Source organism: Salinicola sp. V024, assembly GCF_052645315.1.
Genome location: NZ_JBQXYB010000002.1, coordinates 391,278 through 411,859 on the forward strand (window position 1 = coordinate 391,278; position 20,582 = coordinate 411,859).

Annotated in this window: 16 protein-coding genes; 8 read left to right on the plus strand and 8 right to left on the minus strand. The window is 63.3% G+C overall.

The features are described 5' to 3' along the window. Window positions 1–185: 185 nt before the first annotated feature. Together ACUN9V_RS05250 and ACUN9V_RS05255 are read left to right on the plus strand one after the other, a co-directional pair. Window positions 186–875: a nucleoside/nucleotide kinase family protein gene (locus tag ACUN9V_RS05250; RefSeq protein ID WP_075562398.1), complete on the plus strand. Its 690-nt coding sequence runs from the start codon at window positions 186–188 to the stop codon at window positions 873–875. A 54-nt stretch (window positions 876–929) separates the two neighbouring features. Further along, on the plus strand, window positions 930–2,369 hold the full coding sequence (locus ACUN9V_RS05255) for a sugar porter family MFS transporter (RefSeq protein WP_445510616.1): 1,440 nt from the start codon (window positions 930–932) through the stop codon (window positions 2,367–2,369). 129 nt (window positions 2,370–2,498) lie between these two features. On the opposite strand, the gene ACUN9V_RS05260 is transcribed toward ACUN9V_RS05255, so the two are convergent. The 3 genes from ACUN9V_RS05260 to ACUN9V_RS05270 are packed head-to-tail and all read right to left on the minus strand — an operon-like array spanning window position 2,499 to window position 7,585. After that, window positions 2,499–3,509 carry a ketopantoate reductase family protein gene (locus ACUN9V_RS05260; protein ID WP_445510617.1) on the minus strand — a complete coding sequence of 337 codons (1,011 nt, stop codon included), beginning with the start codon at window positions 3,507–3,509 and terminating at the stop codon, window positions 2,499–2,501. Beyond that, the gene (locus ACUN9V_RS05265; protein WP_445510618.1) at window positions 3,506–5,629 is read right to left on the minus strand and encodes a DNA topoisomerase III; all 2,124 of its coding nucleotides are present in this window, start codon (window positions 5,627–5,629) and stop codon (window positions 3,506–3,508) included. Before ACUN9V_RS05265 ends, ACUN9V_RS05260 begins: the two co-directional genes overlap by 4 nt. Before the next feature lie 42 nt (window positions 5,630–5,671). After that, window positions 5,672–7,585, minus strand: coding sequence for a hypothetical protein (locus tag ACUN9V_RS05270; protein WP_439283197.1), 1,914 nt, complete (start codon window positions 7,583–7,585; stop codon window positions 5,672–5,674). Window positions 7,586–7,722: 137 nt separating this feature from the next. Here ACUN9V_RS05270 and ACUN9V_RS05275 point away from each other — a divergent pair, with 137 nt between their 5' ends. Next, window positions 7,723–9,543, plus strand: coding sequence for an SEC-C domain-containing protein (locus ACUN9V_RS05275; RefSeq protein WP_075562395.1), 1,821 nt, complete (start codon window positions 7,723–7,725; stop codon window positions 9,541–9,543). A 151-nt stretch (window positions 9,544–9,694) separates the two neighbouring features. Here ACUN9V_RS05275 and ACUN9V_RS05280 read toward each other — a convergent pair whose 3' ends face one another. Beyond that, window positions 9,695–11,125 carry an AmpG family muropeptide MFS transporter gene (locus tag ACUN9V_RS05280; protein ID WP_445510619.1) on the minus strand — a complete coding sequence of 477 codons (1,431 nt, stop codon included), beginning with the start codon at window positions 11,123–11,125 and terminating at the stop codon, window positions 9,695–9,697. A 432-nt stretch (window positions 11,126–11,557) separates the two neighbouring features. On the opposite strand from ACUN9V_RS05280, the gene rfaH reads away from it, so the two are divergent. Both rfaH and ACUN9V_RS05290 read left to right on the plus strand, forming a co-directional pair. Beyond that, window positions 11,558–12,094, plus strand: coding sequence for a transcription/translation regulatory transformer protein RfaH (gene rfaH, locus ACUN9V_RS05285; protein WP_439283193.1), 537 nt, complete (start codon window positions 11,558–11,560; stop codon window positions 12,092–12,094). A gap of 149 nt (window positions 12,095–12,243) precedes the next feature. Continuing rightward, window positions 12,244–12,759 carry an FKBP-type peptidyl-prolyl cis-trans isomerase gene (locus ACUN9V_RS05290; protein WP_439283191.1) on the plus strand — a complete coding sequence of 172 codons (516 nt, stop codon included), beginning with the start codon at window positions 12,244–12,246 and terminating at the stop codon, window positions 12,757–12,759. Between the two features lie 17 nt (window positions 12,760–12,776). Here the strand turns inward: ACUN9V_RS05290 and ACUN9V_RS05295 are convergent, their stop codons facing one another. Continuing rightward, on the minus strand, window positions 12,777–13,412 hold the full coding sequence (locus ACUN9V_RS05295; RefSeq protein WP_439283189.1) for a lytic transglycosylase domain-containing protein: 636 nt from the start codon (window positions 13,410–13,412) through the stop codon (window positions 12,777–12,779). A 15-nt stretch (window positions 13,413–13,427) separates the two neighbouring features. Continuing rightward, on the minus strand, window positions 13,428–15,137 hold the full coding sequence (locus ACUN9V_RS05300) for a proline--tRNA ligase (RefSeq protein ID WP_439283187.1): 1,710 nt from the start codon (window positions 15,135–15,137) through the stop codon (window positions 13,428–13,430). A 358-nt stretch (window positions 15,138–15,495) separates the two neighbouring features. On the opposite strand from ACUN9V_RS05300, the gene ACUN9V_RS05305 reads away from it, so the two are divergent. The 3 genes from ACUN9V_RS05305 to ACUN9V_RS05315 all read left to right on the plus strand — a co-directional run bounded on the left by ACUN9V_RS05305 (window position 15,496) and on the right by ACUN9V_RS05315 (window position 17,875). After that, window positions 15,496–16,101, plus strand: coding sequence for a Yip1 family protein (locus ACUN9V_RS05305; RefSeq protein ID WP_075562389.1), 606 nt, complete (start codon window positions 15,496–15,498; stop codon window positions 16,099–16,101). Window positions 16,102–16,254: 153 nt separating this feature from the next. After that, complete coding sequence (locus ACUN9V_RS05310) at window positions 16,255–16,695, plus strand: hypothetical protein (protein WP_445510620.1); 441 nt, start codon at window positions 16,255–16,257, stop codon at window positions 16,693–16,695. Window positions 16,696–16,798: 103 nt separating this feature from the next. After that, window positions 16,799–17,875: a zinc-binding metallopeptidase family protein gene (locus tag ACUN9V_RS05315; protein WP_439283183.1), complete on the plus strand. Its 1,077-nt coding sequence runs from the start codon at window positions 16,799–16,801 to the stop codon at window positions 17,873–17,875. A 223-nt stretch (window positions 17,876–18,098) separates the two neighbouring features. On the opposite strand, the gene ACUN9V_RS05320 is transcribed toward ACUN9V_RS05315, so the two are convergent. Next, window positions 18,099–19,097: an alpha-E domain-containing protein gene (locus ACUN9V_RS05320; protein WP_439283181.1), complete on the minus strand. Its 999-nt coding sequence runs from the start codon at window positions 19,095–19,097 to the stop codon at window positions 18,099–18,101. A 4-nt stretch (window positions 19,098–19,101) separates the two neighbouring features. Further along, window positions 19,102–20,556 carry a circularly permuted type 2 ATP-grasp protein gene (locus ACUN9V_RS05325; protein WP_075562385.1) on the minus strand — a complete coding sequence of 485 codons (1,455 nt, stop codon included), beginning with the start codon at window positions 20,554–20,556 and terminating at the stop codon, window positions 19,102–19,104. Window positions 20,557–20,582: the final 26 nt, after the last annotated feature.

A 20,582-nucleotide genomic window follows, 5' to 3' on the forward strand; every position in this document is an offset into this window, starting at 1 on the left:
GGATATCGCAAGCGCCTTCGAGAGCGTTTGCGGCCAACATCGTGATTGAAACCGGCAATATCGACCTCGATATTTTGGAATGTCAGTAAGTTTACGACGATAGTCTTGTCGCAGAAAAACGACTCTCATCATCAAAATGAGCGTGCTACGCTTGTTCCCACCTCCAGTTTTTCTGCGATCCCCCAATGCGTATCAAGGCGATGGAAACGCGGTCGTTATCGATCGATATCGACCCGCTGATTGTGCATGCGGCGCGGCGCTTAATCGATTCACCTGAGCGCCGTATTCTCGGCCTTGTCGGCGCCCCCGGTTCCGGTAAAAGCACGCTTTCCGAGGCGCTTCTCGCGGCGCTGGGCGATCAGGCACAGGTCGTACCGATGGATGGGTTTCATCTCTCCAACCGCCAACTGGTCGCGCAGGGTCGCGAACAGCGAAAAGGCGCGCCTGACACGTTCGATGCGTTCGGCTATCGCGATTTGCTGCTGCGTCTTCGTACGCCTCATGACGAATCCGAAATTGTCTATGCGCCGGGGTTCTATCGCGAGATCGAGGAGCCCATCGCCGCCAGTATCGCCGTTCCACCGGTAACGTCCTTGGTCATTACCGAGGGCAATTATCTGCTGCTCGAGGATGAACCCTGGCCACAGGTGCGAGAGATGCTGGACGAGGTATGGTTTCTCGATGTCGACCGAGAGCTACGCGAAGAGCGTCTGGTGGCTCGGCACAGGCAGTTCGGTCGTACCCAACAGCAGGCGTTGGACTGGGTTCGCACGACCGATGCGCCCAACGCCGAGCGTATCCAGGCCGTAGCTGCCAACGCTGACCGTCAGCTTTGGTGGAGCGGGACCCGCATTCGTTTCAAAGATAGTACCTAGTCATTCGAACCGGGCAATTCGTCATCCAGGACGCCCGATTTCAAGGAGAGAAGCATGAACGCACACGCTACCGCCAGTGGTGGGCCGAAGCGTAAAGGGCTGGTCGTCATGGTGTCGGTCGTCGCTGCGCTAGGTGGCCTGCTGTTCGGTTACGACACCGGCATTATCGGTGTGGCGCTACTGGGGCTGTCGAAGCAGTTCGCCCTCGACGACACGCTCAAGCAGCTGGTGACCGGCGCCATTATTCTTGGCGCGATCTTCGGCTGCGTGGGCACGGGCCGGCTGTCCGATCGGCTCGGGCGGCGCTGGACGATCGTGCTGGTCGGCGCGGTGTTCGTCGTCGGCTCGATTCTGTCGGCGACCTCGACCAGCGTCGGCATGCTGATCGCGGCGCGGTTCATTCTCGGGCTTTCCGCCGGCAGCGCGACGCAGATCATTCCGGTCTACATCGCCGAAGTCACACCGCCGGAGCATCGCGGAAAACTGGTGGTGATGTTCCAGTTCATGGTGGTGTTCGGCATTCTCGTCGCCTATCTCGTGGGCTACGGGCTGGGCGAGCAGTGGCGCTGGATGTTCGGTCTGGGCACCGTACCCGCGGTCATTCTGATGCTGGGCATGCTGTTTTTGCCGGAAAGCCCGCGCTGGCTGGTGAGCAAGGGACGCGAACCCGAAGCGCTGCATATCCTCGAGCGAGTGCGCGCCAGCCGCGAAGGCGCTCAGACCGAGATGGACGAGATCAAGGAGGTCTCGGCGCGTCCCGAAGGCACCTGGCGTGACCTGTTCCAGCCGTGGATCCGTCCGGCGCTGGTGGCCGGCGTGGGGATCGCGATGTTCTCTCAGATCACCGGCAACAATGCCCTGATCTACTATGCGCCGACCATTCTGAGTCAGGCCGGTTTCGGCGACAGCGCCTCGGTGCTGGCGGCCATCGGTGGCGCGGTACTGATCAATCTGGCGACGATTCTGGGGATCTTCCTGGTCGATCGCATCGGCCGAAAACGCTTTCTGCTGTGGATGGTGCCCGGCTCGGCGGTGGCGTTGGTGATCATGGGGCTGCTGTTCATCGGTGGTGCGCCCGAGGACGCCTTCAGCCAGTACGCGCTGGTGGCGTGTCTGGCGATCTACATGGCGCTCAACTGCAGTTTCGGTGTCTGTCTGTGGCTGATCAACGCCGAGGTCTACCCGCTGTTCGTGCGGGGCAAGGGCGCCAGCATGGGTGCGTTGAGCCACTGGGTGTTCAACCTGCTGGTGACGCTGACCACGCTGTCGCTGATCAGCACGCTGGGCACTTCCGGCACGTTCTGGCTTTACGCCGTGATCACTACGATCGCGCTGGTGTTCATCGTGCGCTACGTTCCCGAGACCAAGGGCCGCTCGCTGGAAGAGATTGAGAGCGATCTGAAAAAGGGCGTGTTTTTCCCGGCGGACAAGGCCAAAGGCAAGTCGCAGTCTGATTCGCCAATCCGATCTGAAGCCGCCAGCACTACCGAATGAGGGGTTGATACCGATACCACTGGAACAACGCGAACGGCCGATCCCATGGATCGGCCGTTTGCGTCTCGGGCCATCGATTCGAATCGTGGCCCACGCGGGCAGGTTGGTAGCCGGTAGGAGAGGTGTTATCTAGGCCGGCGTTGCCCGGTAGAGCTCAGTGAGCGCTGGTGTGGCGAGTTCATGGCGAAGACCCGCATCGATCAGTGGCCAGAGAATGGCGTCACGCTCCGTGGGACGACCGGCGAGCACGTCCTGCAGCATCGAGGAACGGTTGGTTGCAGTGGCCTCGATCACGCCGTCGATCAGCGCCTGCCAGCCCGCGGCGGGTGGTTTTATACCCTCGGCCCGCATGATCCGGTCGATCTCCGAGATCAACGCCTCGATCCGGGGGCGGAACTCGGCTCTCGCCAGTTCGCCGTTGCGAACCCCATGGCTGGCGGTCAACGGATTGATCACCGCGTTGATCGCGAGTTTTTGCCACAGGCGCTGGCGGATGTCGGCGCAGGCGGTAGCGGCGATCCCTGCCTGGCTCAGATCGTCGGCGACGACTGTTGCCAGTGCGGCATGGCGGCCGGCCAGATCGCCGATCCAGGTTTCTCCGGCGGCGGCATGAACCACGTCGGGTCTGGAGAGGTGGAAATCAGAATGGGAATCGCCTTCGGGCTCAGGCCCAGGCTCGGGCATCGGACGATAGGCGGCCTCGGTGGTCGAGGCGCAAAGCACCGGCCCTGTCCAGTGTTCGCTGATGCGAGGCTGTACCTGGAAGCCGTTCTGTAACAGCAGCAGCGGCGTGGTGGGCGCAAGCGACGGCGTCAAAGCATCGAGTGCGGCCCGGGTATCGTGAGACTTGGTCGCCAGTACCACTAGGGCCGGGACGCTGTATTCGCCCCGTTTGGCGATCCAATCTTTCAGTCGTTCGCGCGCCAATGCGATCTCGACATCCCTGCCATCCACCTTGCGCAGGCGAATGGCGGGCTGCGCCGGGTGCTTGCCCAGCGGGATGACGGGCCGAAACGCAGCGAGGGAGGCGGCAAACAGCTGTCCGAGCGCGCCGGCGCCGACGATCAGCCACGGCGCATCGTCGCTTGACGCTGGGCCTTGGCCTTCGATGCATCGAGGCGTGCCGGCCGTAAGCGTCATGAGGTCCGCTTCCGGGTGCGGCGAGGCGGCGTCGGCTTGTCACCCGTCGAGGATGTCGCCTGGCTCTTTTTCGGCGAAGAACTGCTCGTCGAAGAACTGCTCGAAGAACGACTCGTCGAAGGGCGACTCGTTGACGAACTGCTCGTCGAAGTACTACGCCGAGACCTGCTGCCGCTCGACCTGCGGGCGCCGGCGCCACGCTTGCCGCCTTTGGCACTCTTGCGTGGCGGGGCTTCCGGTGCCGGTCCTTGCGTCGATGCCTTGAGCGCCTGATTGAGTCGGCCGGCATCCGCCTGGCCCAGCAGCGCGCGCAGATCGCTGACCAGCGCTTCCAGGAATGGCGCCGGTGCATCCTGACTTTCGGCGATCGCCGAGAGGCGCTGTTCCCATAGCGCGGTACGCTCCGGCCGCGTTGCCGCCGGGGGCAGCGAGTCGATCAGCGCGTGTCCGGTACGCGTCGCCTTGATGGCTTTTTTGTCGCGAATGAGATAACCCCGTGTCAGCAGCGTTTCGATGATGCTGGCCCGGGTCGCTTCGGTGCCGAGACCGTCCGACTCGCGCAGTGTCCGTTTGACCGCGGGATCCTCGACATAGCGCGCGATGTTCATCATCGCCTTGATCAGGCTGGCATCGGTGAACGGTTCCGGCGGGCGGGTTTCGCGGGCTTCGCAGCCGGCATCGGTCACTGTCGCCGTCTCGCCCTGGGTCAGCGGCGGCAGAGCGGGGACGTCGTCGCGGGTGGTGAACAGTGGCTTCCAGCCCGGTTCGATGATCTCGCGCCCCTGGGCCTTGAAGCGCTCGTCGAGGATGTCGAATAGCGCCTGCGTCTCGTAGGTCTCGAGTGCGGGATAGAACTGGGCCAGCACGTTGCGCGCGATCAACCGGAACAGGTTGGCCTCGTCGCGGTTCAGCTTGTCCATGTCCGCCGGCCGCCCCGTCGGTGCCAGCGCGTGGTGGGCGCCGACCTTGGCGTCGTCCCACGCCTTGGAGCGCAGGCCGAAGTCGGCCTGTTCGGCCCAGCCGCGCAGCTGGTCGTCGCGTCGGCAGGCGCTGATCAAGGTCTTCGCCGCCTCCCGGTGGTGGGCGGCGGGGAGATAACGGCAGTCGGAGCGCGGATAGGTGATCAACTGATGACGTTCGTAGAGCGTCTGACAGACGTCGAGCACCCGCTTGGCGGATAGACCGTGGCGGCGCGCGGCATCGATCTGCAGCGACGACAGAGAATAGGGTAGCGGCGCGGCCTGTCGCTTGCGCTTCTGGTCGAGCTGGGCGAGATGGCCCTGGGCGCCGGCGAGCCGTTGCGCCAGCGCCTGGGCCGGTCGCGGGTCGAGCAGGCGGCCCTGTTCATCAAAACACGAGCCATCAAAACACGAGCCATCAAAACATGAGCCGTCGAGCGGGTGATTCTCGCCGGGCTGCCACCAGGCGCGCAGCGAACCGTGGGCCACCTGGAGATCGGCCCAAAGCACGTAAAACGGTTTGGGTTCGAACGCCGCGATATCGCGATCGCGCCTGACCACCAGCCCCAGTACCGGGGTCTGCACCCGGCCCACCGACAGCAGGCCATCAAAGCCGGCCTGGCGGCCGATCAGCGTCCAGGCACGAGTCAGATTGATGCCGTACAGCCAGTCCGCCCGGGAGCGCGCCTCGGCAGCGGCATAGAGAGGCTGGTAACGCTGGTTGTCCTCGAGGCTGGCAAGCGCCTTGACCACCGCGGGACGGTTGAGATCCTGTACCCGCAGACGCTGGGTTTCCCGGCGCCAGCCGAGATGGTTCAACACTTCCTGCACCAGCAGTTGGCCTTCGCGATCCGGATCGCCGGCGTGAACCACGCTGTCGGCGCTTTTGATCAGCTTGCGCAGCACGGCCAGCTGGCTGCGTGCCTGGCTTCTGGGCACCAGCTGCCAGCGTTCGGGAATGATCGGCAGGTCATCGAGCCGCCACTGCTTGTATTTCGGGTCGTAACGTTCGGGTGGCGCCTGTTCCAGCAGGTGGCCGAGGCACCAGCTCACCACGGTATCGCCGGCCTCGAGATAGCCTTCGCGCCGCGTTGCCCTGACCGGTAGCGCGTCGGCGATGGCGCGGGCGAGACTCGGTTTTTCGGCGACGATCAAACGCATGAAATAGGCTCCGCTGAATGGCTTTTATTCGACATCCGTCGATCATTTCTCCAAATGGCGGCGAGCGCGAACCAGCGCCCGATACCACTGGCGATGCGGCGTACCCACGGCCGGCGGTGCCATGCTCAGGTAGCTGACGTTGGCCGTCTCGGCGCGATCCAGATTGACGTTGGTCAGCATCTGCAGCGTGGCTTCCCGCGCGCCGTACTGGCGCTGCAGGAAAGCCATCGCCTCCGGTTCCAGCGCGACGCGGTAATGCCTGACCAGCGCCAGCGCCAGCGACTCCGCGGTGCGCGACAGGTCGGTCTCGATCTCGCGGACCATGGCCGAGCCCATCGCTGCCTTCGCCGCTACCGAAAGGTTGGGCTCGAGCTGGCCGAAATCCGCCGCATTGGTACTGTTGATGGCACGCTGCACCGCCGGTCGCGACAGATGCACGTGGGGCTCCAGCGCCAGAAATATTTCCACCGCCACGCGTTTGGCGCTCTCGACCCCGACGCTGAGCTGGGTGTCTCGTCCGACCTGGCGCAACCGCTCGCGCAGCGTGCCGATGTTGGCCTTCTCGAGGTGACGGCCGAGATGCTTGCACACCACCGCCTTGGCTTCGTCGTTCAAAGTGATCTTGCTTTCGCGAATGCGCAGGCCGCGCCGCCCCGGGCCCAGGCGCAGGCGAGTAGTGCTATCGGAAAGATCGGCACTGACCGCTTCCCAGCGCTGGGCCATGCGCAGTCGATGAGCGTGGCTGCGGCCGACTTCGTCGTAGGCACTGGACACGCTCTTGTAGAGCTTGATCGCGTTGGTCAGCACTTCCGCCTGGCGGCGCAGCGTCTGACGATCGTCGCTGCGTCCGGTATGGATGGCATGGGACAGCGCATGCGTCTGTTCGCTCAGCTCATCGATGGCGGCAACGCTGTGGGCCAGCAGGGCGTCGGCGCGCTGGCCGGAAACGCTTTCGGCGAGCGGCGTCACCGAATGCTCGACGAGATAGGTGTTCAGCGCCTTCAGGCGCGAGAGACCGGTGGCCTGGGCGATCCGATGTCGAGCCCGGGCTTCTTCCAGGCTGTCGAAGGCCCGAGCCAGCTTCCAGCGGCCGCGGTATTCGAACGACAGTACCGGGATTTCCCGTCCGCTGATCAGTTCGAACGCCAGAATCACCATCTCCTCGACGTCCTGTAGCGTCATCAGCAGATCGTTGTCGTGCTCGATCGAGGCCATGACGCGCTCGATGAAGTGTTCGTCTCGCGGCACGCCGTATCGCGGGTCCGGAGCATGGCCCTCGAAGCGATCCCGCAGCAGCGTGATCGCGGCAGGCGCCAGGTCGTAGAGTTCGATGAAACGTGGCTCGATATCGTCGCGGTAGATCTCGACCAGATCGCTGACTCGGGCGTGGAGGCCGACCCGCCGATAGACGTCGATCTGGCCGATCAGGCGAGCGCTGTCACGGTCGTCGAGCAGCTCCAGTGCCGCCAGTTCGACCCCTTCCGGCGACAGATCCTGCTTGCGCAGCAACATGGCGGCCGCTTCACGACGCCGGGCATCGCCTTCGAGGCTCTCGACGATCAGGTTGCGAGTGGCCAGCAGCAGTTCCGGCAGCGTCTTGATGACCCGCTCGATACGACTCGAGGTGCGTTCCAGCCGGCGCCCGCCTGTCAGCTGGTGCAGCAAATTGGCCATGATCCCGGCGGCACCGGTGATGACCGTGAACGAAATGAAGAAGATGTAATTCTCGAGCGTCGGCGCCTTGCCGTAGCCCAGTAGGTAGCCGCCCCAGGCGCCGAGCAGGGTCACCGGCCCCGCGGTCCACAGGATCTGCATCAGACTGATGGTCCACGGGACTTTTTCGACCGCCGCCGTGATCCGACGAATTTCGTCGCGACCCTCGCGTTCGAGTCGCACCTGCGGGGTATCGCTGGCGACCGACGGCGACGGGCGGCGAAACGGAATCGGCAAGAGCACGGGCGCTTCTCTTTATTGACGGCGATTGGTTATTGACGGCGATTGGGCTGGCGGCGGCTAAATTATCACCCCATGCCGGCACTCGCCAGCGCTCTGGGCCGGCATGCTAGGATAGGGCCAGAAAACGGAGGAATGCCATGCTGACAGCTTGGGTCGAACAGCTGCTGGGCTTTGCCAGCGGCGCCCTCGAGGCGATTCGCGCCAATGAACACTACCCGACGATGATGGCATGGGCTCGCAGTGAAGGGATCGAGCATTGCGGCGGCAGCCTCGATCTGGCTCAGGCGCTTGCCCCCCTCATCTGGAATCAGACGCCGCTGGTGCGGCGCGGCTTCGACACCGAGCCACTGGCCGAGCCGAAACGCGACGAACCCTGCTGGTGCGATTCGGGACGCCTCTATCGTGACTGCTGCGCACGAGTCGAGATGCCCAGCGTGATACCCGATCACCTGATGTGGATGCTGTCGCTGCGCGAATGGCGCGGCGAGACGCTGAAGGCCGCGCTGGAAAGCCGCAAGGCACCGGCACAGGCGTTGCTGGAGGCCGGCATCGTATCGGCGGAAAGCGGCAACAATGGACGGGCGCAGCAGATTCTGGAGTCGCTGTTCGTGGGCGATCCCGACTGGGAAGCGCTGCAGGAGCAAATCGAACCGGCTTTCGAGATTCTGGTCGATCTGTATCAGGAGCGAGGCTTTCATCGCAAGCGTGCGGCGCTGGTCGAGAGAGTGATGGCGGACGGGCCGGACTTCCTGCGTGGTGCGGCGCTCGAGCGGCTGTGCCTGATGCATCTGGACAGCGGCGATCTGGCCAGCGCGCGAGAAGCGTTCCAGAGTGCCCAGCGGACCCTGCCGGATTCGCCGTCGCTGGCTTACATCGAAGCGATGGTGTTGCTCCACGAAGGCAATATTGGCAAGGCGCGGCAGCGGGCGGCGTTCTGGTGGCGGCGGCTGTCGCGTCAGCACCATCTGGATCCGGATCAGCTCGAGTTCATTGCCGAACTCGCCGACGATCCCCAAGCGGCGCTGGCGGAACAGGTGATCCACTCCGAGCAAGTGCTGTCCGGCCCGTTGACAGCGCTGCAGGCGCTGCTGCATACCCAGCAGCGCCCGCCGCGACTGGAGCTTACTCATTCCGACGAACGCGGGCTGCTGTACGAACCCAGCGCTCGCGAGGCGTCGCTCTACCGCGGCTGGGCCGAGGCTTGCGAGGTAGAGATCGACGAAGATGCCGCGCTCGGGTTTCTGGGGGATCCCTGGGTGACGGCACCGCAGTGGCTGCAGGCGCTATGTGCCAATCCCGAGTGGCTCGATGCGCCCCGGGTGATGCAAGCGCTGACTCTGGCGCTGGCCAGCCGCTTCGGCAGTCTGCCGTGGATGGTCGATACCTTCTTCACGCCGCTGGCCGAACGCTACGGTTTCTGGCTCAACCAGCTCGAGGACGCCGGCGGCAGCTTCTCCTGGCACGATGCCGACAATGCCACGCTGCTGAGAACCGGTCTGGCGCTGGTCATCGGCATGGAGCGTGGCGCAGGTCAGGAAGCACGGAAGCTGGCGCAGCGTCTGCTGGCGCTGGACGAAGAGGACAGCTTGGGCCTGCGGGAACTGGTGATCGATCAGCTGCTGCGCGAAGGGCGTGACGAGCAGGCGCTGGCGGTCAGCGAACAGGGCCCGGAAGGCACCGAGATGCTGGGGGTGCAGATGGGTCGCGTGCTGGCGCTCTATCGGCTGTCTCGTCACGAAGACGCCCTCGGCGTGCTGAGGGAGGTGTGTTCCTCCAATCCCTATATTCTGCCGGTGCTGTGCGAAGACAGGCCACGCCCGGCGCGACTGGGAGAAGATATGCCGGAGCCGGGCACGCGTGCCGAAGCGTGGCAGTATCGCCAGTTGATGCGAGACCAGTGGGTCGCCTCCGACGGCGCCCTGGACTGGCTCTCGCAGCAGCGCCGGTCACTGGCCTGATTCGACCTCGACTGCCTCGGGCCGCCGCCGATTATTGGCGGCCCGACGTCCACGAGTCCGACGTCCACGAGTCCGACACCCACGAGTCCGACACCCACGAGTCCGACACCCACGAGTCCGACACCCACGAGTCCGACATTTCGCGAGCCCGTCAGCGCAAGCTGGCGGGCTCGCGGTCGTTGTGTTCGGTGGCGCCTGATTCGGTGTCCCGCTCGTCCTCTTCACTGTTTTCGTCACGATCCGGGCCGAGCGTCGGCAGGCGTCGGTTCAGCCACCACGCCAGCGCTACGGCCGGCAGACCCAGCAGGCAGACGATCCCGAAGAAGCTGGCGTAGCCGACGTCGGCCACCACCAGCCCGGAGAACCCGCCGATGAACTTGCCGGGCAGCGTCATCAACGACGAGAACAGCGCGTACTGGGTCGCGGTGTAGGTACGTGATGTCAGACTCGACAGGAAGGCGATGAACACGGTGCTGGCGAGACCGTTGGCAAGATTGTCACCGGTGATGGCCACGATCAGCAGCGCCAGACTGTCGCCGCCGATGGCCAGTAGGGAGAACAGCAGATTGGTCAGCGCCACAGTCAGCGCGCCCACGATCAGCATGCGGCCGATGCCGTAGCGAACCACCAGCAGCCCGCCGAGAACGCCGCCGCCAATGGTCATCAGCACGCCGAAGACCTTGGTGACGCTGGCGATGTCGCTCTTGGTGAAGCCCAGGCTCAGATAGAGCGGGTTGGCCATCGCCGCCATCGAGATATCGCTGATCCGGTAGAGACCGATGAAGACCAGCAGCCACAGCGCCAGGCGACCATAGCGCTGAAAGAAATCACTGATCGGGCAGATCACCGCGGCGATCATCCAGACGCCGGTCTGGCGCTGCCAGTGGCGGCGATCGCGACTATGGCGCAGAAACCGTTTTACGCGCGGATGAAACAGCACCACGGTGAGGCTCTGCGGGCGCGGCGGTTCGGGGCGAACCAGCACCGTGATCATGCCGACGCTCACCAGAATCGCCATGCTCAGGTAGGCGATTGCCCAGGATGCGGCGTCGGCGATGTAGAGCGCGCCGGCACCCGCCATCACGATGCCGATGCGGTAACCGATGATATAGGTCGAAGCCATGGCGGCCTGGATGGACGCTTCGCCGGACTCGATGCGATAGGCGTCGATGACGATGTCCTGAGTGGCTGCCCCGAAGGCGGTGAGCAGGGCGAACGCGGCCACCAGTGGCAGGTGGCCGGCAGGGTCGAGCCCGGACAACCCCACCAGCCCGGCAGCGATCAGTGTCTGACCCAGCAGCATCCAGCTGCGCCGCTGGCCGAGGAAGCGGCCGATCAAAGGCAGCCTCACGCGATCGACGATCGGTGCCCAGAACAGCTTGATCGAATAGAGCAGCCCCACCCAGCTGAAAAAGCCGATGGCGGCCACTTCGACGCCGCTGTCCTCGAGCCAGGCGGTGAGGGTCGAGAACACCAGCAAGTAGGGCAGCCCGGCGGAAAATCCCAGGAACAGCAGGGTCACGACCGGCGCCCGCAGATACACGCGCAAGGATGTCAGCCAGTCACGTGGCTCGTGTTGCATGCAACCTCCAAAGGAAACGCTGCCTAAATGTCTGCGCAGGTGAATCGCTGCGTTGCGCGGTGCTGGAGCGCCAGCCCGGTCGAATCCTCACCTATACCCCATAGGCTCCGGTTGCTGCGCTCCGTGCGCCTTGCGACGGAATGCCGCCCACTTCATCCTGCTCGCCGATTTATTCAGTGTTTCCAAAAACCGGATCGACCCGCCGCGGGCGGACGAGTCGGGTCGAAAATGGTACTCTAGATGGGCGGTCACGTCTGGCTCGAATCTATCCTGAAAGAACTATCCCGAGCCATCATCGCGATGAGGCATGGTGACCCCGGAACGATGGGCGGCGACTGACATTATCTTTGTTGGCAGCTGTGACTGGCAGCTGTGACTGGCAGTTGTGTCCAGTGGCTGAGTCCAATAGCGACGAGCAGGAAGGGATTACCGATGGCCAGTGAATCGACGCAGGATGGTGAATCGCTACCTCGTTGGTACGTGATCCAGTGCAAGGGCGGCGAGTCGTTTCGTGCCAGTGAACATCTCGACAATCAGGGCTACGAGGTATTTCACCCGGTGCTCGAGGTGCAGAAACGCCGGCGCGGCAAACTGGCCTGGGTGGCCGAGCCGCTGTTTCCCCACTATCTGTTCATTCGCCTCGATCGTATCGCCAGCAACTGGCGACCGATTCGTTCCACCCGCGGCGTCCTGCGGTTGGTCAGCTTCGGTCAGGAGCCAGTGTTCGTGCAGGACGCGCTGGTCGATACGCTACGCGATCGCGTCGCTGCCGACGACAGCCGCGACCGCGCCAATGTCTACTATCGCCAGGGCGATATCGTCGAGATCACCGATGGGCCGTTTCGTGCCCTGCAGGCCGTCTTCGAGGCGCAGAAAGGCGAAGAGCGCGCTATCGTGCTGCTCAATCTGCTGCAGCAGACCCAGCGCCTCGAGGTACCGGTCGACGCCTTGCGCAAGCACACCTCGTAGTTTTTCAAAGGGGCTTTTCACCGAGCAAAGAGGCTTTTCACCGAGCCTTTCAGTCGTGCACTCGAATGCGTTCTAAGCGCCGGTTATCGGCGTATCGGGTCTATCTCATCCTTCAACCGCACTGAATTCATCCTCTGTCTGGAGTCATCATGAGCCAGCTCGTTATCGAGCCGTCCCGCGTTGCGACCCTTCACTATGCCCTGCTGGATGCAAACGGCCGCACGCTCGACGATTCGCGCGCGCGCCAGCAACCACTCGAATACCTGCATGGGCATGGCAATCTGTTTCCAGCGCTGGAGGCGGTACTGGCCACTCACGGCCCCGGGGCGCGCTTGAGCGCGACTCTGGTACCCGCCGATACCTATGGCGAACGCGACGAGGCGCTGGTCAGCGACAGCCCTCGTTCGTCGTTTCCGGAAGACCAGAGGCTCGAGGCCGGCCAGCGCTTTCAGGCGCAAGGGCCGGACGGCCCGCGGACGGTAACGTTGGTCGCCGTCGACGAGTCGCGGGTCACCGTGGATGCCAACCATCCGCTGGCGGGAGAGACGCTGACCTACGAGATCGAGATTCTCGAGGTGCGCGAAGCGACGCGGGCCGAGCTGGCCAAGGGCCACCCGTTGCCACCGGGGACGTCACATACCGAGGTCGAAGACCGCAAGCAGTAGCGAGGCTGCGATGCTGCTCAGCGCGCCACCCACCAGCGCGTGAACCACGCCTGCATCACCAGTTCCGGATAGATCGTGCGACCCAGGCTGCCGTTGTAGCGGGCCAGGGCGTGGGTCCAGTCGCCGTTTTCGCGGTCGAGATAGTGAGCCAGGATGGTACAGCCGTAGCGCAGATTGGTATCGATATCGTGGAGGTCGTCCTGCGTTCGGCCGATCTCGGCTTTCCAGAACGGCATCACCTGCATCAGCCCCAGCGCGCCGGCCGACGAGACCGCGTTCGGTTGGAAGCGACTCTCCACATCGATCAATGCCAATACCAGCTCCGGCGGCAGCTGAGCCCGCCGAGCTTCGGCGTGAATGCGCTCGAGCAGCGCCAGCCGGGCGCGGCGGGAGGGGTAGGCCTGGGGTTGGCGCCTGGCCAGGCGCGACTGCATGTCCAGCAGCCACACCTGAGCGTCGAAGGCATCCTCGAAACCGTCGGGTGCGGCCATGGCGCGGGACAGCGCATCGAGCAGATCCTGAGACGGGGGCTCCCCCGCTTCATCGGATTGCTTGGCAGGCGCGATCGACTGTGCCAGCGCCATGTCGGCGCTCGGCAGCCCGGCGACGACGAGCCAGATCGCCGTCACCGGAATGGCGGAAAGCCGAGTCATCACTCTGTCGACCGATCAGGCGAAGCGGGTGTCCAGGAACGCTCGGAGATTATCCAGCGCCACCATCGTGACTTCGCTGTCGCGGCGCCCCTTGTACTCCAGCTCGCCGTTATCCAGCCCACGGTCACCGATGACCAGACGGTGGGGAATGCCCATCAGCTCCTGGTCGGCAAACTTGACGCCGGGACGCAGGTCGCGATCATCCAGCAGCACGTCGATGCCGGCATCCGTCAGCTCCTGGTAAAGCTTGTCGGCGGTTTCGCGCACCCGGTCCGACTTGTGGGCGTTCATCGGCACGATCGCCAGCCGGAAGGGCGCAATGGCGTCGGGCCAGATGATCCCGCCGGCATCGTGATTCTGTTCGATGGCGGCGGCAACGACGCGAGTAATGCCGATCCCGTAACAGCCCATCCACAGCGTCGCCGGTTGACCGCCGTCGTCGAGCACGGTGGCATTCATGGCCCTGGAATACTTCTGGCCGAGCTGGAAGACGTGGCCGACTTCGATGCCTCGGGTGATCGAAAGCGTGCCCTGACCGTCGGGTGACGGATCGCCCTCGACCACGTTACGCAGGTCGGCGACCTCGGGCAGCGGCAGATCACGCTCCCAGTTGATCCCGAACAGATGCTGGTCGTCGACGTTGGCGCCGGCACCGAAGTCGCTCATCAGGGCGACACTGTGGTCGATGATCAGCGGCATCGGCAGCTTGATCGGACCTAGCGAGCCGGGGCCGGCGCCGATGGCGGCCCGAATTTCCTCTTCACTGGCCATGGTCAATGGCGCGGCGACGGCCTCGAGGTTCTCGGCCTTGATCTCGTTGAGCTGATGATCGCCGCGCACCATCAGCGCGATCAGGCCGCCGTCGGCAGCGTGGACGATCAGCGTCTTGACGGTCTTCTCGATCGGCAGATCGAAGCCTTCGACCAGCGCGGCGATGGTGCGAACGCCCGGCGTGGGAACCTGACGCAGGGTTTCCTGGGGCGCGGCACGCTCGGCGCCCTGGGGCGGCAGCGCCTCGGCCTTCTCGATATTGGCGGCGTAGTCGGAGCCGGTGGAGAACACCACGGCGTCTTCGCCGGAATCGGCCAGCACATGAAACTCGTGCGAACCGGTGCCGCCAATGGAGCCGTTGTCGGCCAGCACCGGACGGAAATCGAGGCCCAGGCGGGTGAAGATGCGGACGTAGGCGTCGTACATGCGCTGATAGGACGCCTTGAGGCCGTCTTCATCGCTGTCGAACGAATAGGCGTCCTTCATGATGAATTCGCGCGAGCGCATCACGCCGAAGCGCGGCCGGATCTCGTCGCGGAACTTGGTCTGGACCTGATAGAAGTTGGTCGGCAGCTGCTTGTAGCTGCTGATTTCGCGCCGCACCAGATCGGTGATGACTTCTTCATGCGTCGGGCCGACGCAGTAGTCGCGCTGATGACGATCCTTGAGACGCAGCAGCTCGGGGCCGTACTCGTCCCAGCGGCCGGATTCCTGCCACAGCTCGGCGGGCTGGACAGCCGGCATCAACACTTCCTGCGCGCCCGCCCGATCCATCTCCTCGCGGACGATACGTTCGACCTTGCGTAACGTTCTCACGCCGACCGGCAACCAGGTATAGAGTCCCGAGGTCAGGCGACGGATCATGCCGGCACGCAGCATCAGCTGGTGGCTGACGATCTCCGCGTCGGCGGGCGTTTCCTTGAGGGTCGAGATCTGTAGTTGGCTGGCACGCATGGGGTGTTCTTTCCTGTATTCATCAGCGTCAAGCGGAACGCGGCATATGCTCGATATGACGTGATCGGCAGTGATTCGTCGGGCCGCCAGTATAGAGATGCGAACTGCAGGCAGGAAAGGGCGACTGCCAAAAAGCATTCGCGAACGCCTCGATGGGTATCGAGTGGCGCGGCCTCTCGTCTGCGGTCTCTGATATCGGTCTCTGGTATCGCTCTTTCCACTCATGCGATCTTTTCTATCTCGCGATCTTTCCTATAGTGAGAGTCAGGGCCGCGTCCGGCATCGTCGGAACAGACGAGCGGAGGAGGACACCATCGCAAACCCGTCGTAGGCGGCCCGCGGCGGCGGGAGGTGTGTCATGATTCATCACGTCTGGGGACTGCTCACGCATCCCAACCGCGAATGGCAGCAGATCCGTGGCGAGAACGAAACCATCTCGCATTTCTACGGCTCCCACGTGCTGCTGATGGCCGCCATCCCGGTCGTCTGCGCTTTCATCGGCACCACGGTGGTGGGCTGGCACTTCGGAACCACCGAAGACGGGCTGGCAAAGACCGTCAGCGTCTCGCCGACGACCGCTGTGCTGCTGGCTATCATCTTCTATGCGCTGATTCTGGGCGCCATCTGGTTGATGGGTAATGTGATCCATTGGCTGGCACGTCGCTATCCGGAACGCCCGGATCTCAACCACTGCGTCGTGTTCGCGGGCTACATGGCGACACCGATGTTCCTGAGTGGCGTGGTGGCCCTCTACCCGCTGGTGTGGCTGTGCCTGTTGGCGGGCATCGCCGGGCTCTGCTACACGGCCTACCTCGTCTATGCGGGCCTGCCGTCCTTCCTGGCAATCGATCAGCACGAGGGCATGCGCGCCTCGAGCGCCGCGCTGGCTATCGGCGTGCTGGTGCTGGAAGCGCTGCTGGCGATCACCGTATTGCTGTGGGGCTACGGCGCGTCGCTAGTCTGATTCAAAGGCGGCTCCTTCGGCGCCCGTACCTGAAATGCGGGCGTCCTCCCTGATGTCTCGTCTGCGCATATCGTCTGGACTTGTCGTCTGGACTTGTCGTCGGCTGATGGATTAGGTTACCTCGCGTTACCTACATGTCACTGGAACCCTGCAATGCAACCTCGTTTTCGACGCTTGATGGCTGGCGCTGTCGTGGCCGGCTTGATGCTATCTCTCACCGGCTGCGGCACACTTTTCTATCCGGAGCGCAAGGGCCAGCTTCAGGGGCGTGTCGATCCCGGCGTAGCCATTGCCGATGGTCTGGGCCTGCTGCTGTTCATCGTCCCCGGCGTGATCGCCTATGCGGTGGACTTCTCCAACAATACGATCTATCTCCCGGGGTCTCACGACGCCTCGATCGATCGGGTGCACTACGATGGCCAGTTGAGCGCTGATTCCTTGATGGCGATGATCGAAACCCGAACCGGTCGGAATCTCGATGCCGATTCTCGCACTGTCGTCGTCGAGCGGGTCGCGACCCTGGATCAGGCGCTGTCGACGCTGGCGTTCGACGATCGACTCGAATTCGACCATCGAAACGTCGCCGATTCGTGAGGAAAGCGTAATCTGCTGACAGAGGTAATTTGCTGACAGAGACTGGGCCTGTGGATACACCGTCGTCGACGGTGTCGTACGTCTGCTGATAGGGAGATTGGTCATGCGTACCTTTGAATGCCATCACTGTAATCCGCCAAGTCGGCTTTTCTTCGATAACACTCAGTGTGTGGTGTGCGATGCCGAGGTCGGCTGGTGTCCCGTCTGCCATGCCATCGCCGCGATGCTGCCGGACAATGAAGTCGGCTATCGCTGCGCCAATGCCGGCTGCGGCACGGCGCTGGTGAAATGTTTCAACTATGCCAGCGAAAACGTCTGCAACCGGATGCAGACTCCAGCTGATCATGCGGCCTACGCCGGGCTCTGCGATTGCTGTCGTCATAACGCGGTCATTCCCGACCTGTCGATCGAAGGGCACCGTGAGCGCTGGGCAGCGCTCGAGGCCGCCAAGCGCCGGTTGTTCTACACGCTGGACCTGATCGGCCTGCCACATCCTTCCCCGCAGGACGATTCGCTGCTGCCGCTGAGTTTCGCGTTCATGGCCGACGCTCTGCCGGATGCGGGGTTGTGGCGCTCCACCGGCAGTACCGAGAAGGTCTACACCGGCCATGCCCAGGGTCTGATCACGATCAACCTGATGGAGACCGACGATGCCGAGCGCGAACGTCTGCGCGTCGACATGAACGAGTCTCATCGAACCTTGATCGGCCATTTTCGACATGAGATCGGCCACTACTACTGGGATCTGCTGGTCAAGGGTCAGGATGAAGATGCCAGTCGCGCTGTCTTCGGCAATCATGACGACCCGACCTACGCCGAAGCACTGGAGCGCTATTATGAGCAAGGGCCGGCACCGGACTGGGCCAGGTCTCACGTATCGGCCTATGCCACCATGCATGCGTGGGAAGATTTCGCCGAGACCTTTGCTGCCTATCTGGATATCGTCGCGGTACTGGATACCGCGGAAAATCTGGGAATGCGGCGGGCAGCCAACGATGGCGGCATCAATGGCATGATCCTGTCCTATCAGCAGGTGGGCCTGGTACTCAACGAACTCAATCGCGAAATGGGAATGCTCGATATGGTGCCGCTGGTCATCACCCCGGCGATTCGCGACAAGCTCGAATACATCCACCAGGTCGTATCGCGAGGTGCCGCTTCCGCGGATTCGCTCCGCTAGCTGGCGATTCTGAAGTAACGCCCGCCATCACGTTCGAAATACGTCCCGAAGCCACGCAGGACAAGCCCGTGGAGACGTAACGATGTCGGAATTGGGTGGCGGAGCCCGTCACCCGGTTTCCACTGTCACGCTCTTGGCTCTTGGCTCTTGGCTCTTGGCTCTTGGCTCTTGGCTCTTGGCTCTTGGCTCTTGGCTCCTGGCTCCGCTGTCCGATCAAGCCGGTTCAATCCTCGTCATCGTCGACGAGCGCTGACTGCTCCTGGCTTTGCGCGGCCATCACCGGCCGCTCGCTCACCGCGAAATAGGCACTGGCAATGGCTTCGTGAAGGTTGTTGAAGCCGATTTGGAATTCATCGATCAGCCGGTGCAGCTGTTCCGGTGCGCGGGCCAGCGCCTGAACATCCGCCTCGGCGACTTCGGCGCGGATCAAGGTGGCAACGGCCAGCGGTCGATCGTGATGGGGGAGCGACTCCAGCTCCCAGCTGACCTCTTCCAGACTGCGCAGCACGGAGCGGGGCAGGGCGTGGTTCTGCAACAGGAAGCGCAGCACATCGGGCCCGCGGACGCGCAACCTCACCTGCTGACGGTACATCTGATAGGCAGTCAGTGACTTGAGCACGCTCATCCATTGCAGATGCTCGAAGGGAATCAGTTCTTCCGGATTGCGTGGCAGCAGATTGTTGGAGCGAACATCGATGATGCGGGTTGTCATGTCGGCGCGTTCGAGATGCCGACCCAGTGACAGGAAGGTGCGCGCTTCGGTATGGCTCAGCGTTCCTTCGATCAACCCGGTCAGCGTCTGGCAGGCACGCGTCACGCTCTTCAGAAAGCTGTCGCGGCTACGGGGTTTCAATCCGGTGAGCGTCTGTTCGCTGATTTCGAGATAGCAGTGATTGATCTCTTCCCAGATCTCCCTCGGGACCACATCGCGGGTCGTGCGTAGATTTTCCCGAGCGTTGGCCATCGACGATAAAATCGAACTGTCGTGTTCGCGGGACAGGCACAGAAAATCCACCACGTTGCGTTCGTTACGCTCCTCGAAGAGGGCATCGAACACCTCTCCGCTACCGGTGATATCGATCAGCGTCGACCAGCTCAGCGCCGCCTTGCCCGGCATGTCGAGCAGCAGATTGCTGTTGACGCTGATCAGCCGGGCAGTGTCTTCGGCGCGTTCGAGGTAGCGGGCCAGCCAGTATAGGTTCTCGGCAACTCGTGACAGCATGATTTCACTCCCCCTCGGTTTCGACGATCCAGGTGTCCTTGCTCCCGCCGCCCTGGGAGGAGTTGACCACCAGCGAGTCCTTCACCAGTGCCACGCGCGTCAAGCCGCCCATGGTGACGTGAGTCTCGGGGCCGGAAAGGATGAAAGGTCTCAGGTCGACATGGCGGGGCTCCGGCGTGCCGTCGAACAGCGTCGGCGCGGTGGAGAGCGCAAGCGTAGGTTGGGCCATGTAGTTGCGTGGGTCGGCTTCGATACGTCTGGCGAATTCCCGGCGTTCCTCGTCGGTGGCGCGCGGGCCGATCAGCATGCCGTAGCCACCGGACTCGTTGGCCGGCTTGACCACCAGCTCGTCGAGATGCTCGAGCACGTAGCGGCGATCGTCCTCGAACATGCAGAGATAGCTGGGCACATTGGGAATCAGCGGTTCCTGATCGAGATAGTACCGGATCAGCTGAGGCACAAAGGCGTAGACGACCTTGTCATCCGCGACGCCGGCGCCTGGAGCATTGGTCAGAGCGACCTTGCCCGCGCGCCAGGCTCGCATCAGCCCCGGCGTGCCGAGCATGGAATCCGGAATGAACGCCTCCGGATCCAGAAACAGGTCGTCGACGCGGCGGTAGATCACGTCGACGCGTTTGAGGCCATCGACGGTGTGCATATGCACGACATCGTCGTCGTCCACCGTCAGATCGGAACCCTGTACCAGTTCCACGCCCATCTGCTGGGCGAGATAGGCGTGTTCGTAATAGGCCGAGTTGTAGATGCCCGGCGTCAGCACTACGATCTGGGGCTCGTCATGGTGACGCGGCGACATGCTCGCCAGCATGTCGTAGAGCTGGGCAGGGTAGTCATCCAGCGGCAGAATGCGACCGGTCTCGAACAGCTCGGGCAGAACTCGCTTGGTCACGTTGCGGTTCTCGAGCATGTAGGAGACGCCGGAAGGAACGCGAAGATTGTCCTCGAGCACGTAGAGCGTGCCGTTGCCGTCGCGAACCAGATCGGAGCCGCAGATGTGCGCCCAGACGCCGTGGGGCGGATTGATTCCCATGCACTGCGGGCGGAAATTGACCGACTGCGCCAGCACCTCCTCGGGAAATACGCCATCCTTGATGACTTTCTGGTCATGGTAGAGGTCGTCGATGAACAGATTCAGCGCATCGACGCGCTGCTTGAGGCCGGCCTCCACGGCTCGCCACTCGTTGGCCGGGATGATGCGCGGCACGATATCGAATGGCCAGGCCCGGTCGATGGTGCTGCCCTCTGAGTAGACGGTGAAAGTGATGCCCATGGTCCGGATGGCGACTTCCGCCGCGATCTTACGTTCATCGAGTTCCTTGGCCGTAAAGCTCGAAAGCATGTCGCATAGCGGCTTGGCCGCATCACGCGGCGAACCATTGTCATTGAGTAGTTCGTCGTAGAAGTGCTGGCTCGGGTACTGCTTCCAATCCACATTGCCCATGGGAGAACACTCCTGTCTGCGGGGTC

Excerpts from the sequence above, each read along its gene's own strand:
- ACUN9V_RS05250 (WP_075562398.1), top strand. The coding sequence starts at position 186 with ATGCGTATCAAGGCGATGGAAACGCGGTCGTTATCGATCGATATCGAC.
- ACUN9V_RS05255 (WP_445510616.1), top strand. The coding sequence starts at position 930 with ATGAACGCACACGCTACCGCCAGTGGTGGGCCGAAGCGTAAAGGGCTG.
- ACUN9V_RS05260 (WP_445510617.1), bottom strand. The coding sequence starts at position 3,509 with ATGACGCTTACGGCCGGCACGCCTCGATGCATCGAAGGCCAAGGCCCA.
- ACUN9V_RS05265 (WP_445510618.1), bottom strand. The coding sequence starts at position 5,629 with ATGCGTTTGATCGTCGCCGAAAAACCGAGTCTCGCCCGCGCCATCGCC.
- ACUN9V_RS05275 (WP_075562395.1), top strand. The coding sequence starts at position 7,723 with ATGCTGACAGCTTGGGTCGAACAGCTGCTGGGCTTTGCCAGCGGCGCC.
- ACUN9V_RS05280 (WP_445510619.1), bottom strand. The coding sequence starts at position 11,125 with ATGCAACACGAGCCACGTGACTGGCTGACATCCTTGCGCGTGTATCTG.
- rfaH (WP_439283193.1), top strand. The coding sequence starts at position 11,558 with ATGGCCAGTGAATCGACGCAGGATGGTGAATCGCTACCTCGTTGGTAC.
- ACUN9V_RS05290 (WP_439283191.1), top strand. The coding sequence starts at position 12,244 with ATGAGCCAGCTCGTTATCGAGCCGTCCCGCGTTGCGACCCTTCACTAT.
- ACUN9V_RS05295 (WP_439283189.1), bottom strand. The coding sequence starts at position 13,412 with ATGACTCGGCTTTCCGCCATTCCGGTGACGGCGATCTGGCTCGTCGTC.
- ACUN9V_RS05300 (WP_439283187.1), bottom strand. The coding sequence starts at position 15,137 with ATGCGTGCCAGCCAACTACAGATCTCGACCCTCAAGGAAACGCCCGCC.
- ACUN9V_RS05305 (WP_075562389.1), top strand. The coding sequence starts at position 15,496 with ATGATTCATCACGTCTGGGGACTGCTCACGCATCCCAACCGCGAATGG.
- ACUN9V_RS05310 (WP_445510620.1), top strand. The coding sequence starts at position 16,255 with ATGCAACCTCGTTTTCGACGCTTGATGGCTGGCGCTGTCGTGGCCGGC.
- ACUN9V_RS05315 (WP_439283183.1), top strand. The coding sequence starts at position 16,799 with ATGCGTACCTTTGAATGCCATCACTGTAATCCGCCAAGTCGGCTTTTC.
- ACUN9V_RS05320 (WP_439283181.1), bottom strand. The coding sequence starts at position 19,097 with ATGCTGTCACGAGTTGCCGAGAACCTATACTGGCTGGCCCGCTACCTC.
- ACUN9V_RS05325 (WP_075562385.1), bottom strand. The coding sequence starts at position 20,556 with ATGGGCAATGTGGATTGGAAGCAGTACCCGAGCCAGCACTTCTACGAC.